Raw genomic sequence first — 14,915 nt, 5'->3', positions numbered from 1 at the left:
GCCTGGGTTCCCCTGACCGGAACCCGGGCGACAACCTGACTACTGAGGATTATGCCTCCGCCAGGTTTTCCTTTTTCTCAAGCCAGTCAATCATCAACTCGCCCCAGGCGATATCGGCCTGCAACGCGCCTTTGGCTTTGGCCGAATCACGGGTGCGCAAGCCTTCCAGGACTTCGAAGTGCTTATGCTGGGCACTGCCCAATTCCCGCTTGGGCACCTCGGCGTGAAATCTGCTGAGCAGCGGCCCCATGATGACCCACATGTTTTCCAGGGTCTTCGATACTACGGGCATACGCGCCGCAGAGATCAATCCAAAGTGAAACTCCCGGTTCAGCAGCGCCGCCTGTTTGTAGTCGACGGACACCGCTTTCTGGAACGCATCCTGGATACCTTCGAGCTTTTCCAGTTCGGGCTTGGTAATGCGCTGGGCCGCTACGCCGGCCGCCTCGCCTTCCAGCAGGTGGCGGATCAGCTGGATTTCACGCAGTTGGCTGACCGTCAGTTCCGGCACGTAGATTGAGGTCGCCGCCTTCATATCCAACGCATGGTCGCTGACCAGGCGAAAGATCGCTTCGCGCACAGGCGTGATCGATACACCGAACTCCTCCGCCAGCGTGCTGATGCGCAGGCGATCGCCGGGTTGATATTGTCCGTCCATCAACGCGGTGCGGATGATGGAATACACGCGTTCGCTCAAGTTGCCTTTATCAATGGGCTTATGCACGGTCACTGTCACTCGATCTCCATGAACGATGATGGTGCGCCGCCGAGCAAAAGCTGGCCCGGGGCGCGGATAACGCATGATACATCATCAAATTACGCCTGCCACTCCGGCAGGCGAATCCCTTAAATCCGTGAATCACGACGACCCACGCCCTGCAACAACACGGCTATCACGATGATTGCGCCCTTAATGATCTGCTGCGGATAGGCCGGCACACTCAACAGGTTCATGATATTGCCGATCAACCCCAACACCAGTACGCCCACCAGCGTGTAGAAAATCGTGCCCTTGCCCCCGGTCAGCAACGCACCGCCGATGACGCAGGCGGCGATTGCGTCCAGCTCCAGGGCCATCCCGGCGCTAGGCGTCGCGACCCCAGAACGCGAAGCGATCACCACCCCGGCCAGTGCCGCAAGGCCACCGCAAATCCCGTAGGCTGCCAGTTTGTAGCGCTCCACCGGAATGCCTGCCAGGCGTACCGCGGTTTCGTTGCTGCCGCTGGCAATCGTCAGGCGGCCGTAGGCGTTGTAGCGCAGGATTAACGCGAACACCACCGTCACCAGCGCCGCCAGCCATACGGGCCACGGCACACCGAGCACACCGTCGGCCAGTCGACCGAAATCGCGCAGCAGTTGAGCGCTGACCAGCTTGTCGTCCAGCCGTTGCGGCTGGCCATTCGACAGAATGAATGCCAGGCCACGGGCAACCGTCATCATGGCCAGGGTCGCGATAAACGGCGCCATGCGGAAATACGCGATAAACGTACCGGTCACCAACCCCATCAATACCCCGGAGGCCACCGCCACCCCGACGGCCAACAGCAAACCCAGGCTGCCATCGACCGGTATGACGTTGAGGGTCATCGCCACAACGATGCCGCCCACGGCAGCCACCGAAGCAACGGACAGGTCGATGCCCGCCGTCAGGATCACAATCAACATGCCGATGCTGACCAATAACAACGGGGTCAGCTGGCGCAGCAGGTTGCCGATGTTCTGATACGTGAAGAAGTCTGCGGAAAGCACGCTGGCAACAATCGCCAGCAGCACCAGCATCACCAGCGCGTTGTGCTCCAGGAACAAGCGCTGCAACGAGCGCCGGTTTGCCTTGCCGTCATCGGGCCGGCTGTTTTGCTGCACAAGCTCGGCCGGGGCCAGCTTGGAATTGGGGTTACTCATGGTGCTCGACTCCCATCGCCAGGCAAATCATTTCTTGTTCTTTAATGCGTTCACCCGCCAGTTCGCCGGCGACCACGCCTTCGCGCATCACCAGCACGCGATCACACATGCCAATGATTTCAATCATTTCCGAAGACACCATGATGATCGCCACACCCTGCTCGGCGAGGTCATTGATCACCCGGTAGATTTCAGTTTTTGCCCCCACATCCACACCGCGAGTCGGTTCGTCGAGGATCAACACGCGACATCCTGCGTCCACCCATTTCATCAGCGCGACTTTCTGCTGATTGCCGCCTGAAAGGTCACCCACCAACTGCTCTATCGAGTGGGTCTTGACCGCCAGTTGCTGGCGCAAGGCTTCGATGCCACGGGTCTCTCGGGTGTTGGCGATCCAGCCCATGCGCCCGGTATAGGGGCTGTCGGGGCGAAGCGCGCCATTGACCCTGATGGACATTTCCAGCAGCACGCCCTGATGTTTCCGGTCTTCGGGCAACAGGCCGATGCCATTGGCAATCGCCTCCCGTGGTGTGCGGTTGTAGATCTCTTGCCCATTGAGTCGCAGGGTGCCGGCAGTTTTTTTGTCGGCACCGAAAATCGCTCGCATGGTTTCCGTGCGCCCCGCGCCGACCAGTCCGCAAAAGCCCAGCACTTCGCCGGCACGCACCTCAAAGCTCACATCACGCACCAGCCGCCCGGCACACAGGTTTTCGACCTTGAGCAGTACTTCGCCGACCTGGCTATTGCGCGGCGGGAACAAATCGCTGAGTTCCCGGCCGATCATCATCTTGATCAGCCCGCGCTCGGTAATGTCGGCCAACTCCATCGTGCCGACGGTCTTGCCGTCCTTGAGCACCGTGGCGCGATCGCAGATCCGGAAGATTTCATCCATGCGGTGCGAGACGTACACGATGCAAGCGCCTTTGCGACGCAACTCATCCAGGATCCTGAACAGCTTTTCGGCCTCATGGGAGGTCAGGACCGCCGTCGGCTCGTCAAACACCAGCACCGATGAGTTGCGTGACAGTGCCTTGCAGATCTCGACCGCCTGCTGGTACGCCACCGGCAAGCTGCCGACCGGCTGGCGAACATCAATATCGCTGAACCCCAGCTCATTCAGAATCGCCCGTGCTTTTTTGCGCATGGCGGCCCACTGCACAAAGCCCTTGCTCTTGCCCAGGTCGTCGATGCAGATGTTCTCGGCCACCGACAGGTGCGGGGCCAGGGCAAACTCCTGGTAGATAATCGAAATGCCCAGCTTGAGCGCATCCGCAGGTTTACGGATATCGACGTGCTCACCGTTCAGGCTGACGCCGCCGGCGTCACGCACATAGGCCCCGGCCAGGATTTTCATCAAAGTTGACTTGCCCGCGCCGTTTTCCCCCATCAGTGCATGGATTTCACCCGCACGTGCCGAAAAACTGGCATTGCTCAGGGCGCTGATACCACCGAATTTCTTCGAGATGTCTTGCATCTCTACGGCTGGTTTGTGCATCGCATTCATTGTCTTCACCGTCTATAAACTGTCGCAGATCGACCTGTCACCGCCGTCAAAGGCAGCAGCAACAGGCCGGTTCAACCCCGCAAAATCATTTCATCGCGGCCTTGATCTGCTCGATCGAGCGGAACGGCGGAACGTTGTCGGTGGACGGTGGCAGGCTGTCGGCCTTGATATAGGTGTCGACGTTGTCGGGCGTGATCAGCGTGACAGGGAAGTAAGACGCCAGCGGCAGGTTGTTCGCGTCCAGGCCCTTGTCCAGCATCTGGTGGATCAACTCGATCGCCGCCACGCCGGTTTCCGAGCCACTGTTGGTGGCGCTCACCAGCAATTTTCCTTGCTTGATCAAGTCCAGCGCCACCCGGAAACTGCCGGCGGCGGACGCAACCATCACGCTGTTTTTCTTGCCGGCGTTTTCCAGGGCGTTGATTGCACCGATCGCGATGAAGTCGTTTTCAGCCAACACCAGGTTGAGCTTGTCGCCTTGGGACGCGAGGATGTCTTCGGTGGCGGCCAGGCCCCCTTCTTCGGTCCAGTCACCACGCCCCCACGCCAGCACGTTGAAGCCACCTTCGGGCCAGCTGAAGCTGCCTTTGGCCTTCACTTGCTGGAACAACTTGAAGCCCTTGAGCATCGCGTCTTCTTTGGACAAACCCAACTTGCGCTCTTGCGAGCGGGCATAAACCAGGCCGGAGATCATCCCATTGAGGCGACTTTCGGAGGTGGAGTTGCCCATCACACCAATCACCATCGCGGCATTGATGACTTTGGCCGGATCGGATTTGGAGGCCACATAACGGCCCGCTTCAAAGCCACTGCCATAGGGATTTCCGGTGCTGGTGGTGATCACCGGCGCCCTGGCATCCGGGGCGGTACCCACGGTAATCACTGGAATCCCTGCAGCCACGGCACGCTCGACGTCCGACACCGAACCGAGGACATCGGTAGGGTCGATCACGATAAGATCGACACCCAGGGTAATGAAGTTATCGACCTGGGCGCTCTGCTTGGCGACATCACTGTCTGCTACTTGCAACTCGATATCGTAGTTGTACTTTTTCGCGATGGTTTTCGAGTCGTCGATCATCGAGACAAACCAGGGGTTGCCCAGGGTGATCTCAGTCCAGCCGATGCGCAGGCGCTCGCCCTTTTTTTTTAGCGGCAAGGCTTTGTTGATCGAGGTGCGGTCCGGCATGTCAGGGTCAATCACCCCAGACAATGCCGTGTTGGGTATCAAGCTATAGATTTCATGTTTGTTGGCGGCCCAGACCTGGGTGCCGATAAGCGTTGCCAAGGTAAACGTGGTGATCGAACGAGCAACGGACAGCTTCATATTATTATTCTCCAATGCGCTGATGTGAACGGTGTGACGGGCCTTGCAGTCGGCTCTAGAACTCGATCCAGGCGGATTTGAGCTCCGAGTATTTGTCCAGCGCGTGCAGCGACCGGTCGCGGCCGTTGCCCGATTGCTTGTAGCCACCAAACGGCATGGTGATGTCGCCGCCGTCGAAACAGTTGACCCAGACACTGCCCGCACGCAGCGAGCGAATGATCGAGTGGGCCCGCGACAGGTCGCTGGTCCACAGGCTGGCAGCCAGACCGTAGGGCGAGTCATTGGCGATGCGTACCGCGTCCAGGTGATCCCTGGCAGTAATGACCGACAGCACCGGGCCGAAAATTTCTTCCCGGGCGATGGTCATGTCGTTGGTCACGTGATCAAAAATCGTCGGAGGGATGAAAAACCCGTCGGCCAACGCGCCGCTGGAACGTTCGCCGCCAAGGATGATGCGGGCACCCTCCTCCGAGCCTTTCCTGATGTAACCCAGCACGCGATCCATCTGGGCCTTGTCGACCATGGCGCCCAACTGCGTCGCCGGGTCGAGCGGGTCACCGATGGCGATCGTGCGGGCCACCTTCAGCACCTGGGCAACAAACTCGTCGCGAATCCCCTCCTCGACAATCAGCCGCGACGGCGCAACGCATACTTCGCCCTGGTTGAAAAACATCGATTTGGCGGCAGTGGTCGCGGCCTTTTCCAGGTCACGGCAGTCATTGAGAATAATATTCGGGGTCTTGCCACCGCACTCCAGCCACACCCGTTTCATGTTCGACTGTCCCGAATACTGCAGGAACAATTTGCCCACCTCTCCGGACCCGGTGAAGACCAGCGTGTCGACGTCCATGTGCAAGCCCAGGGCGCGGCCGGCGGTAGGACCAAAGCCCGGCAGCACGTTGAACACACCCGGCGGGATGCCCGCCTGTGCGGCCAGTTCGGCAATCCGCAACGCGGTCAGTGGCGATTGTTCGGCGGGCTTGAGAATTACCGAGTTACCCATCGCCAGGGCCGGTGCGACTTTCCACATCGCCATCAGCATCGGGAAGTTCCACGGTGTTACGGCGGCAACGACACCGATGGCCTCGCGGGTAATCATGCCCAGGGCGCCCGGGCCGGACGGTGCGATTTCGTCGTAGACCTTGTCGCAGCACTCGGCATACCACTGCAGACATTCAAGCACCGCATGCACGTCGAAACCGGCGCTTTCAGACACTGGCTTGCCCATGTCCAGCGTCTCAAGCAGCGCAAGTTCGAGCATGTGCTGCTCGAACAACGCAGCAAAGCGCAGCATGACTTTCTTGCGTTCCTTCGGCGCCAATTGCGACCACACGCCATTGTCGAACGCCTGGCGCGCAACCTTGACGGCAAGGTCGACATCTTCGGCCTGGCAGGACGCTACGTAGTTCAGTACCTGGCCGTTACGCGGGGAAATATTGGCAAAGGTTTCACCGCTCAAGGCATCGACAAAACGGCCATTGATGAAGGCTTGCCCGGGCAATTTCAGGCTGGCGACACGCTGCTGTACCGCAGCGATATCAACGAGAGTGTTCATGCTGTTGCGTCTCCTGTTCAATCTTGTTTTGGGCCTACGCGACGACTGAAGATATATCATGCATTATCTAAATCGCAAGCGTGGAAGTGTCCGTATTCAGGGTGTTTTATTCACAAGTCCTGTTCTTTAACGCCGTGCAATCCGTCAGAAACTGACTTCAGTTTTGAGCCCGAAGACCACCACGCTTTTATCGCCGCTCAAGCCGCCAGGGTTGCTGGTGTATTGCACGTTTGGCCGCAGGGTCAGGGCTGGCGTGACCGCAATGCCGTAGTACAACTCCATCGGGTATTCCGTGTCAGGGGCGGTTTGGGTGTAGCCGCTTTGCTGACGAATGCGTTGTGCGGACTTTTCATTCACTTCCAGCCGACCGATCGCCAAGCCGAGCTCATCCTGAGGGCGCCCGGCGAAAGGCCCGCTGACAAATGCGCCGGCGTGCCAGACCTTTTCCACGTAGGACACGTCTCGACCCGATTGAATGAAATTGGCAAACACCGTCACGCCACGGGCGCGGTTATCCAAGTCCTGGTAGACCCGTTGCTCGGCCATGGCGTAGTAACCGCTGGCTGATTCGTGCTGTTCGGGCGCGTTGCCGGTGAGGCCGATCGGTTGATGGTTGACGTCGCGGTAGACGTCATTGAAGTCGCCGGTGTTGCGCCAGATGCCGACCCGATAGGTGCCGGGCATGCCGTTCAAGGTCGGCGTCCAGGCCAGTTCGCCCACGGCCAGATAACCCGTCGTGCCCGACGGGCTGCCAAAATTCAGCCCTTGTGAATTTTCGGTAAACCGAGGGTTAACCTGATACAGCGACGTGTTCAAGGCCAGTTCATCTGTCAGCTTGGCCGACACCGCCGTGCCCCACTGGCTGACCGGCCAGGTGAACCAGTTAGGCGTGATGTAACCGGGCACCGCGCCGCAAAAGGTCAGGTTCTGGAACTTGCAGGAAAACGGGAATACATCGCCGCTCATGGGCAAGCGGCCGAGTTTGACCACCAGCCGGTCATCCATCAGCGCTTGCTGGTAGTAGAACTGCACTAGCCGCGTGACGCTGCCATATCCATAGATTTCCTGAGCCGCCAGCAACGTATTGGTTTTGGCCTCGGACGTCAGGCTTTCACCGTTACGGTTGCTGAGAGTCATGCGAAACGACGCGCCCTTCCAGCCAAAGAGCTTCTGCAAATCGAATTGAGTGTCGGCCATCAACTGATCGCTGTACGTCCCTTTGTGCTCCTCCCCACCCTGGGTGTTGTAGGCCAGTTCGTTGACGTAGGTCAGCTGGAAATCCACACCCTGATCATGCAAACGGGTGCGCTCGCCATTCCAGTCACCCAACAGAAAGTTGTTCGGCGAATAGCCCTGCGCGTGGGCGCTGGAGAATACGCAAGCACTCAACAACCCGACTCCGGCCACTGTGATTTTTTTCATTTTTATATTTCCCGAAACTATTTTTATTGTTGGTTTTTTATCGCTAATAGTGTTTTTCGAGCATGCAAAACCCCACCAACCCAACTAACGGGTTGGTGAAACAACGTCTTCAGAACTTCCCTTGAAGCTGGATGCCCCGCCGATCAACAGTCGATCAGCGGTGACTGCACCCGCAGGTTAAAAACACATTCTTATGATGTCGGCGACCTCCTCTTTACTGTTGATCTTCTTCGGATGACAGGCCAGGTCCTGGTTGAAACTGGTCCATACGGTGTGAGCAAAATCGTCGATTTGATGTTCCTGCAGGCCATAGCTGCGGAATGTGTCGGTGACGCCCAGCGACGTGAACAGCTTTTGCAGAATGCCAGGCAGGCGCTGCGCCCGTTCCAGCTGCGACAGGCTGAGCGTCGACGGGTCGAGAATCTCGGCCACGCGGGCGAACTTGTCTGCGCACACCGGCAGCGTCCAGCCAATCACATACGGTGTGCTGGCCGCGACGGTGCCGCCATGAGGTGCATCGGTCATTGCCCCCAGCGGTTGGCCCAAGGCATGGGAAACGGTGACACCCGCGCTCGCAATGGCCATGCCTCCCAGGGTCGAGGCAAAGGCCATTCGCGCGCGCGCTTCAAGGTCATCGCCCTGCTCGATGCAACGCCGGGCGTTCGCGGCAAACAAACGGATCGACTCCAGGGCCACCATCTCCACCCAGGGCGTGCAGTGAATACTGATGTACGCCTCAAGCGCATGGCAGAAGGTATCGACCGCCGTCAACGCGGTCAGCTTCGGCGGTTTGGAAACCAGCACCTGCGGGTCCACCAGCGCAACATCCGGGTAGATGAACGGGTTGACGATGGCGCACTTAAGGCCCAGTTCGGGGTTGTTGATCACCGCAAACGGCGTTGCTTCGGTACCGGTCCCGGAGGTGGTCGGGACCACCAGCAGCGGCAGCCCGCGGCTTTGCGGCCGAGTGACGGCCTCGCCCAGGCGCTCGGTGTAGTCCCAGCAATTACCGCCGTGCACGGCAACCAGTGCAACGGCTTTGGCCGAGTCGATTGCACTGCCGCCGCCTACCGCGACCACCACGTCGCAGCCCGCTTCGCGCACCAGCGCCACCGCGCGATCGATCGTGGTATGCCGGGGGTTGGGCACGATGTCGTAGAACTCGATAAACGCGATGCCGTGCTCGGCGAAACTGCCGGTAATTTGCGCAACCAGGTCACTGCCCTGAAGAAACGGGTCCACCATCAGAAACACGTGCTTGCCGAACGGCTGGACCTTTTCACCCATGCGCTTGATCGACCCGACTTCAAAATCGAGCGTGACCGGAAGATTTGCCTGAAATGCTTTCATCAGTTCACCTTTTGTTGTGGGCATGCGTTGCAAACGGGTTCAGCCCGCCCGCAACGAGTCGCCCTTTTTATAGAGTTCGCCAAGGTCGCTGGCCGAGATCAGCGCGGCTTTCATTTCATCGAAGGTGACCTCGAACGGCTCGACCTTGCTGGTCTGGTTCGGGTCGGCGGCGGTGCGCGCCACGCAGTCGAGTTCGTGTGGAGTGATGTCGGCCAGGCCGAGGTCTTCGAAGGTGACCGGCAAACCGATGCTCAGGCAGAACCTCAATACCGCATCCAGTTCACCACTGGATTTGCCTTCCAGCACCAGCATCACCAAGGTGCCGAAGGCCACGTATTCGCCGTGGTACATCGTCGCGCGGCAGCCCAGTTCGCTGAACCCGCAATACACTGCGTGGGCGGTGGCCACGCCATTGCTCTCAAAACCAATGCCGCTCATCAAGGCATTGGCTTCCACTACACGATTGAAGGCTTTGGTCACGCAGCGGTTTTCAGCGGCGCGCTTGGCTTGCAGCCCGTCTTCGAGCAGCACGCGGTAGCACAGCTCGGCGATAGCCATTGAGGTCAATGTGGCTTTGGCGCCGGTGCCGCCCTGCTTCATCCCGGCACCGGCGTTGCCAAGAAAGTTATCCCGGTAGGATTCAACGCAGGTGCGGGCTTCAAAGTAAGTCGACAGCGCATCGCCCATCCCGGCCACCAACAGGCGCACCGGGGCCTGCGCGATGATCCAGGTATCCACCACCACTACGTCGGGGCTGCGTTCATAAAACAGCACATCGTCAAACGCGCCTTGTTCGGTGTAGAGCACCGAAAGCGAACTGGTGGGCGCGTCGTTGGAAACAATCGTGGGCACGATACACAGCGGCACCCGGGCTTGATTTGCCACGGCCTTGGCGGCGTCCAGGACTTTGCCTCCACCCACGCCAATCACGCCGTCGCATGCATGGGTGTGCATGCTTGCGGCAAGTCGCTGGATTTCCTGGCGGGTGACTTCGCCACTGAAAATCGCGTAGTGCAATTGGATCTGCTCAGCCTCGAAGCTGGTACTCAGCGTTTGCTTCAGGCTGTCGTGACGCCCCTGGGTGGTCACCACCAATAACCTGCGGCCAAACCAGGCGACATGTCGGTGAAGACGATCGAGCTCTTTATAGCCCTGAATGTAGCGGCCGGGTGCAGCAAATATCTGTGTCATATCAACCTTCATCCTGGCCTCTTCGTGGAGGCTTTTTGTTATTGCTTTGAGGACGGTTGCGCGAGGTTCAGCCCGCAGCGGATGGATGATATATCATATTTAATTTCAGCCACCAAGGATTTTTTACCCCGTTTGCGAACAGCAAATTACTCGGGTTGACGCCTGGGGGGATCGAAGATATATGATGCATGAAAATAAGAATGGCCTTGCACGGAGACACACATGCACGATTACGTTGTCATTGGAGGCGGCTCTGCGGGCTGCGCGTTGACCGGTCGATTGATCGAAGCTGGCGCCTCGGTTTTGCTCATTGAGGCCGGGCCGCGCGACACCCACCCGCTGATCCACATTCCGGCCGGCTTCACCCGGTTGCTGTCCAGCCCCCTGCTTTCACGCCACGAAACCCAACCACAAACGACCATGGACGGGCGCAAACGCATTCTTCCCCAGGGCCGTGTATTGGGCGGTGGAAGTTCGGTGAATGCGTTGATCTACATCCGCGGGCAACACGAGGATTACGACGACTGGGCAGCGGGCGGCTGCAACGGCTGGTCCTTTCGCGACGTACTGCCCTACTTCATGCGCGCTGAAGACAATGAGCGCTTCGATAATGGCTACCACGCCACTGGCGGCCCGCTGGGTGTCTCAGATCTCAAGCAGGTATGCGAACTGTCCCGGGGCTTTGTGCGTGCCGCGCAGCAGGCCGGGATTCCCTTCACGCCGGACTTCAACGGAGAGCGCCAGAACGGCGTCGGCTTCAACCAGATCACCGCGCGCAACAATCGCCGTTGCAGTGCGGCAGTGGCTTATCTGCGCGCGGCTGAAAAGTCCGACCGCCTGACCGTTATCACCGACGCCACCGTGCAGCGCGTGCTGATTGAGCGCGACCAGGCCGTGGGCGTCGAATACCTCCACAAAGGCCAGGTGATAGAGGCTCGTTGCACCAAGGAAGTGATCCTCAGCGCCGGCGCCATTCAGTCACCCAAATTGTTGATGCTGTCCGGTATCGGGCCGAGCGATGAGCTGGAACGCCATGGCATCCCACTGCGCCATTCGCTGCCCGGTGTCGGGCAGAACCTGCAAGACCACGCCGAGGTCGGCACCATCGCCTACTGCCATGGCAAGTACGGTTACTACGGCCAGGACAACGCGTTCAACACCGTCAAGAATGGCTTGCAGTACCTGATGTTCGGCAGCGGCCCGGTCAGCTCGAACGTCACCGAAGCCTGTGCATTCGTCAACACCGATCACCCGCAGGAGCGGCCAAACGCGCAGATGCACTTTGTGCCAATCGTGTTTTTCGATCTTGACCAGGAGGTGATCAAAAAGCCCGGCGGCACCATCAATACCTGCGTACTGCGCCCGATGAGCCGTGGCGAAATTCGCCTGACCGACAACAAGGCCGACACACCGCCGCGCATTGACCCACGCTACTTCGACCACCCGGAAGATCGTCGTGTCGCCATCAAGGGGTTGAACCTGTCACGTGAAATCCTCGCCCAGCCGGCGATGCGCAATTACACCGACGAAGAGGTTTTCCCTGGCGTAAGCGTACGCAGCGATGCAGCCTTGCTGACGTACATCAACCAGCGGGCCAAGACCGTTTACCACCCGGTGGGCACCTGCAAGATGGGCGACGACGAAATGGCCGTGGTCGACCCCGAATTGCGCGTGCGCGGCCTGCGCAATCTGCGGGTGGCCGATGCCTCGATCATGCCCAACCTGATCTCCGGCAATACCAATGCCCCGTCCATCATGATCGGTGAAAAAGCCGCGGACATGATTCTGGGACGCGTCGCATTGGCCGCCGCTCGCTTCTAGCCCACAGACCAGAACAGAGGAACATCGCAATGCCTATCAGCGGTAAAACACGGGTCGTGGTCCATCTGACCTACCCCGCCAAACACCTGCGCACGCCTGAGTTTTTCAATCCGCTGCTCGAGAAGCTTGGTTACGACGGCGTGCTGGTGCCCTGGGAAGTCGCGCCGGAAAACCTGGCCACCGCCTGGGAAGGCTTGCGCGGGATTGAAAACCTGGCGGGGGTGATCGTCACTGTTCCGCACAAACTGGAGGTCGCAAAATTGTGCGATGAACTCAAGGGCACTGCCCGCCTGCTCAACGTGTGCAACGTCGCAAAACGCTTGCCGGACGGGCGTTTCAGCGGCCGCATGTTCGACGGTGATGGCTTTGTCGGTGGCCTGAAAAAACAGGGCCACGACCTTACCAACAAACGGGTGCTGCTGTTGGGCGCCGGTGGCGCAGCGACCGGCATCGCCCATGCCTTGCTCGCGGAAGACATTCAACAGTTGGTGATCAGCAACCGCACGCCGGTCAAGGCCGAAGAACTGGCCGCCGAGTTGCGGCAGATTTTCCCGCATCGGCAGGTCAGTGCGGGCCCCGCCGACGCCACCGGTTTTGATGTGGTGATTAACGGCACAGCCCTAGGCCTTAAAGCCCAGGACCCGCTGCCGTTGCCCGTCGACACCCTCGCCCCCGGCACGGTGGTAGGCGAAGTTGTTATGAACCCTGACATCACCCCGCTGCTCAGCGCGGCCGCCGCGCGCGGCTGCGTCATCCATAAAGGCGCGCACATGATCACCGGCCAGATCGACCTGCTGGCCGAGTTTCTGTTTTCAAAATGCGGCGTTTAACACGCCCTCTTCCAACCTGTAAGGAACAACCATGAAAAAGACTGCAATCGTCACCGGAGGCGGTTCCGGCATAGGCCTGGCCACTGCACAACGTCTGCTCGCTGACGGCTATGACGTATTCACGATCGGCCTCGGCGAACCCGAGCAGCGCATCGACGGTATCCATTACCAGGAACTGGATGTGACCAATGACGCGGCGGTGAATAGCTACTTCGAGCAGTTCCAGCGGGTCGACGCCATCGTCAACGCGGCCGGGATTATCGATCACACCCGTGAGTGGGAGCAGGAAGGCTTCAGTCGGGTCCTGGATGTGAACCTGACGGCCGTGTTGCGCATGACCAACGCCGCACTGCCAGGCCTCAAGGCCGCCCGCGGCGCGGTAGTCAACTTCGCCTCGATGTGGGGCATTTTCGGCTCGGCCAAAACCCCCGCCTATGCATCCAGTAAAGCCGCCATTTCGGAGCTGACGCGTTGCATGGCAGTGGCCTGGGCCACCGACGGTGTGCGGGCCAACGCGGTGGCTCCGGGCTGGATCCTGACCAACCTGTCGCGGCGGGCGTTTGAAGACCCGGTCCGCTCGGAAGGCATCATGGCGCGCATCCCGATGAAAAGCTGGGGCGCACCGCAAGACGTGGCCAATGTGATCGCCTTCCTGGTGTCGGACAACGCACGCTATGTCACCGGCACCACGTTGCCGGTAGACGGCGGGTATTCCATCGCCTGAGTTTCAATGGATTGATTGAGTGCTTGACCGCCTAGAAACATGATATATCATGCATCACAACAAGACCGAGCGCTCGGCGACCTGCCGCCGAGCCTTCAATAAGAATAAGCAGTGAAGTGAGAGGTGCTGAATGAATCTGGTTTTCGGCTCGCCCGGACGGTACGTCCAGGGCACTGAAGTGCTCGCACAAGCGGGCACCTACCTTGCGCACTGCGGACGCAGGGCCTTGGTGGTCATCGACAGTTATGTGCTGGGCCTGATCCGCCAGCGACTCGATGCCACCTGCGGGCAATCCGGCGTCGAGTTGCACTACATCACCTTCGATGGCGAAATCACCGCCGAGGGGATTGCCGGGCTGCGAATGGCGGCCTCGCAAGTCGGGTTCGACATGATCCTGGCCGTCGGCGGCGGTAAATGCATCGACGCCGGCAAAGCCCTCGCCCACACCTCGGGCCGCGCGCTGATCACCATGCCCACCGTAGCCTCCAACGACGCGCCCACCTCGAAAAACTATGTGGTCTACGACGCCCACCATCAGTTGAGTGAGGTCGGCCACCTGCTGATCAGCCCACGCTATGTGCTGGTGGACACCTCGCTGATCGCCCAGGCACCGCGTCAGTTTCTATTGGCCGGCATCGCCGATGCGCTGACCAAGAAGTTCGAAGCCGAGCAATGCTTCAAATCCGGCGGCGTGAACATGTTTGGCGCGCGCCCGGCACTTTCCGGCCTGGTTCTGGCGCGTGAGTGCTACCAGGTGATCCGTCAATACGCCGAACCGGCGCTGGCCCAGGCCGGTACCGGTGAGGTGACACTCGAGTTCGATCACTTGATCGAAGCGGTGCTGTTGATGAGTGGCCTGGGCTTCGAAAGCGGTGGCCTGTCCATCGCCCACGCCATGACGCGCGGCCTGTCGAAAATCCCCGGCGCCCAACAACAAGTGCATGGCTGGCAAGTGGCGTACGGCTTGTTGGTGCAACTGGTACTGGAAGACCGCGATGCCGAACTGATGGGCGATATGTTGAGGTTCTATCAACGTATCGGTTTGCCGCGCAACTTGGCTGAGCTGGGCGTTATCAGTGTTGATGATTCGGTACTGATGCACATCGCCGAGCCCACCTTGAAAGCCCCGCACGCGCGCAACTTTGCGTCGGTGTCAGGTGCTGCATTGACGTGCAACGACTTGATCGGCGCGATGCGCGCGCTGGAAGGCTTGAGCCACTAAGTTCTCCCCTTGAACGCAACACCACCCGGTTGAAGTTCAATACCCGCCACTGAGGTTCAACTTCAAT

At 59.6% G+C, this 14,915-nt stretch carries 12 protein-coding genes; 4 read left to right on the top strand and 8 right to left on the bottom strand.

Annotation, left to right across the window (positions count from 1 at the left end):
* Nucleotides 1-49: 49 nt before the first annotated feature.
* From HX814_RS27565 to HX814_RS27530, 8 genes are all read right to left on the bottom strand, one after another.
* Complete coding sequence (locus HX814_RS27565; RefSeq protein WP_371318538.1) at nucleotides 50-736, bottom strand: GntR family transcriptional regulator; 687 nt, start codon at nucleotides 734-736, stop codon at nucleotides 50-52.
* A gap of 110 nt (nucleotides 737-846) precedes the next feature.
* The gene (locus tag HX814_RS27560) at nucleotides 847-1,902 is read right to left on the bottom strand and encodes an ABC transporter permease (protein WP_177009958.1); all 1,056 of its coding nucleotides are present in this window, start codon (nucleotides 1,900-1,902) and stop codon (nucleotides 847-849) included.
* Nucleotides 1,895-3,397 carry a sugar ABC transporter ATP-binding protein gene (locus HX814_RS27555; protein WP_256344149.1) on the bottom strand — a complete coding sequence of 501 codons (1,503 nt, stop codon included), beginning with the start codon at nucleotides 3,395-3,397 and terminating at the stop codon, nucleotides 1,895-1,897. The genes HX814_RS27560 and HX814_RS27555 overlap by 8 nt, the downstream gene beginning before the upstream one ends.
* Before the next feature lie 94 nt (nucleotides 3,398-3,491).
* Nucleotides 3,492-4,733 (bottom strand): sugar ABC transporter substrate-binding protein, encoded by a 1,242-nt coding sequence (locus tag HX814_RS27550; RefSeq protein ID WP_177009956.1) that lies wholly within the window; start codon nucleotides 4,731-4,733, stop codon nucleotides 3,492-3,494.
* Between the two features lie 55 nt (nucleotides 4,734-4,788).
* The gene (locus tag HX814_RS27545) at nucleotides 4,789-6,288 is read right to left on the bottom strand and encodes an aldehyde dehydrogenase (RefSeq protein ID WP_177009955.1); all 1,500 of its coding nucleotides are present in this window, start codon (nucleotides 6,286-6,288) and stop codon (nucleotides 4,789-4,791) included.
* Nucleotides 6,289-6,432: 144 nt separating this feature from the next.
* The gene (locus tag HX814_RS27540) at nucleotides 6,433-7,710 is read right to left on the bottom strand and encodes a carbohydrate porin (protein WP_177009954.1); all 1,278 of its coding nucleotides are present in this window, start codon (nucleotides 7,708-7,710) and stop codon (nucleotides 6,433-6,435) included.
* Nucleotides 7,711-7,887: 177 nt separating this feature from the next.
* Nucleotides 7,888-9,060 (bottom strand): iron-containing alcohol dehydrogenase, encoded by a 1,173-nt coding sequence (locus HX814_RS27535; RefSeq protein WP_177009953.1) that lies wholly within the window; start codon nucleotides 9,058-9,060, stop codon nucleotides 7,888-7,890.
* Nucleotides 9,061-9,099: 39 nt separating this feature from the next.
* Nucleotides 9,100-10,251: a glycerol dehydrogenase gene (locus HX814_RS27530; protein ID WP_177009952.1), complete on the bottom strand. Its 1,152-nt coding sequence runs from the start codon at nucleotides 10,249-10,251 to the stop codon at nucleotides 9,100-9,102.
* Between the two features lie 222 nt (nucleotides 10,252-10,473).
* Here HX814_RS27530 and HX814_RS27525 point away from each other — a divergent pair, with 222 nt between their 5' ends.
* The 4 genes from HX814_RS27525 (at nucleotide 10,474) to HX814_RS27510 (ending at nucleotide 14,848) form a co-directional block, all read left to right on the top strand.
* On the top strand, nucleotides 10,474-12,072 hold the full coding sequence (locus HX814_RS27525) for a GMC family oxidoreductase (RefSeq protein WP_177009951.1): 1,599 nt from the start codon (nucleotides 10,474-10,476) through the stop codon (nucleotides 12,070-12,072).
* A 29-nt stretch (nucleotides 12,073-12,101) separates the two neighbouring features.
* A complete protein-coding gene (locus HX814_RS27520; protein ID WP_177009950.1) occupies nucleotides 12,102-12,902 on the top strand; it encodes a shikimate dehydrogenase in 801 nt (266 codons plus the stop codon).
* Nucleotides 12,903-12,933: 31 nt separating this feature from the next.
* On the top strand, nucleotides 12,934-13,626 hold the full coding sequence (locus HX814_RS27515; RefSeq protein ID WP_177009949.1) for an SDR family NAD(P)-dependent oxidoreductase: 693 nt from the start codon (nucleotides 12,934-12,936) through the stop codon (nucleotides 13,624-13,626).
* Nucleotides 13,627-13,756: 130 nt separating this feature from the next.
* Nucleotides 13,757-14,848 (top strand): glycerol dehydrogenase, encoded by a 1,092-nt coding sequence (locus HX814_RS27510; RefSeq protein ID WP_177009948.1) that lies wholly within the window; start codon nucleotides 13,757-13,759, stop codon nucleotides 14,846-14,848.
* Nucleotides 14,849-14,915 lie beyond the last annotated feature (67 nt).

This window comes from Pseudomonas sp. C8002, from assembly GCF_013385765.1.
Lineage (GTDB): Bacteria > Pseudomonadota > Gammaproteobacteria > Pseudomonadales > Pseudomonadaceae > Aquipseudomonas.
This window is presented reverse-complemented; position numbering and strand designations above follow the sequence as displayed.

Excerpts from the sequence above, each read along its gene's own strand:
- HX814_RS27535 (WP_177009953.1), bottom strand. The coding sequence starts at position 9,060 with ATGAAAGCATTTCAGGCAAATCTTCCGGTCACGCTCGATTTTGAAGTC.
- HX814_RS27530 (WP_177009952.1), bottom strand. The coding sequence starts at position 10,251 with ATGACACAGATATTTGCTGCACCCGGCCGCTACATTCAGGGCTATAAA.
- HX814_RS27515 (WP_177009949.1), top strand. The coding sequence starts at position 12,934 with ATGAAAAAGACTGCAATCGTCACCGGAGGCGGTTCCGGCATAGGCCTG.
- HX814_RS27560 (WP_177009958.1), bottom strand. The coding sequence starts at position 1,902 with ATGAGTAACCCCAATTCCAAGCTGGCCCCGGCCGAGCTTGTGCAGCAA.
- HX814_RS27525 (WP_177009951.1), top strand. The coding sequence starts at position 10,474 with ATGCACGATTACGTTGTCATTGGAGGCGGCTCTGCGGGCTGCGCGTTG.
- HX814_RS27540 (WP_177009954.1), bottom strand. The coding sequence starts at position 7,710 with ATGAAAAAAATCACAGTGGCCGGAGTCGGGTTGTTGAGTGCTTGCGTA.
- HX814_RS27520 (WP_177009950.1), top strand. The coding sequence starts at position 12,102 with ATGCCTATCAGCGGTAAAACACGGGTCGTGGTCCATCTGACCTACCCC.
- HX814_RS27545 (WP_177009955.1), bottom strand. The coding sequence starts at position 6,288 with ATGAACACTCTCGTTGATATCGCTGCGGTACAGCAGCGTGTCGCCAGC.
- HX814_RS27555 (WP_256344149.1), bottom strand. The coding sequence starts at position 3,397 with ATGCACAAACCAGCCGTAGAGATGCAAGACATCTCGAAGAAATTCGGT.
- HX814_RS27550 (WP_177009956.1), bottom strand. The coding sequence starts at position 4,733 with ATGAAGCTGTCCGTTGCTCGTTCGATCACCACGTTTACCTTGGCAACG.
- HX814_RS27510 (WP_177009948.1), top strand. The coding sequence starts at position 13,757 with ATGAATCTGGTTTTCGGCTCGCCCGGACGGTACGTCCAGGGCACTGAA.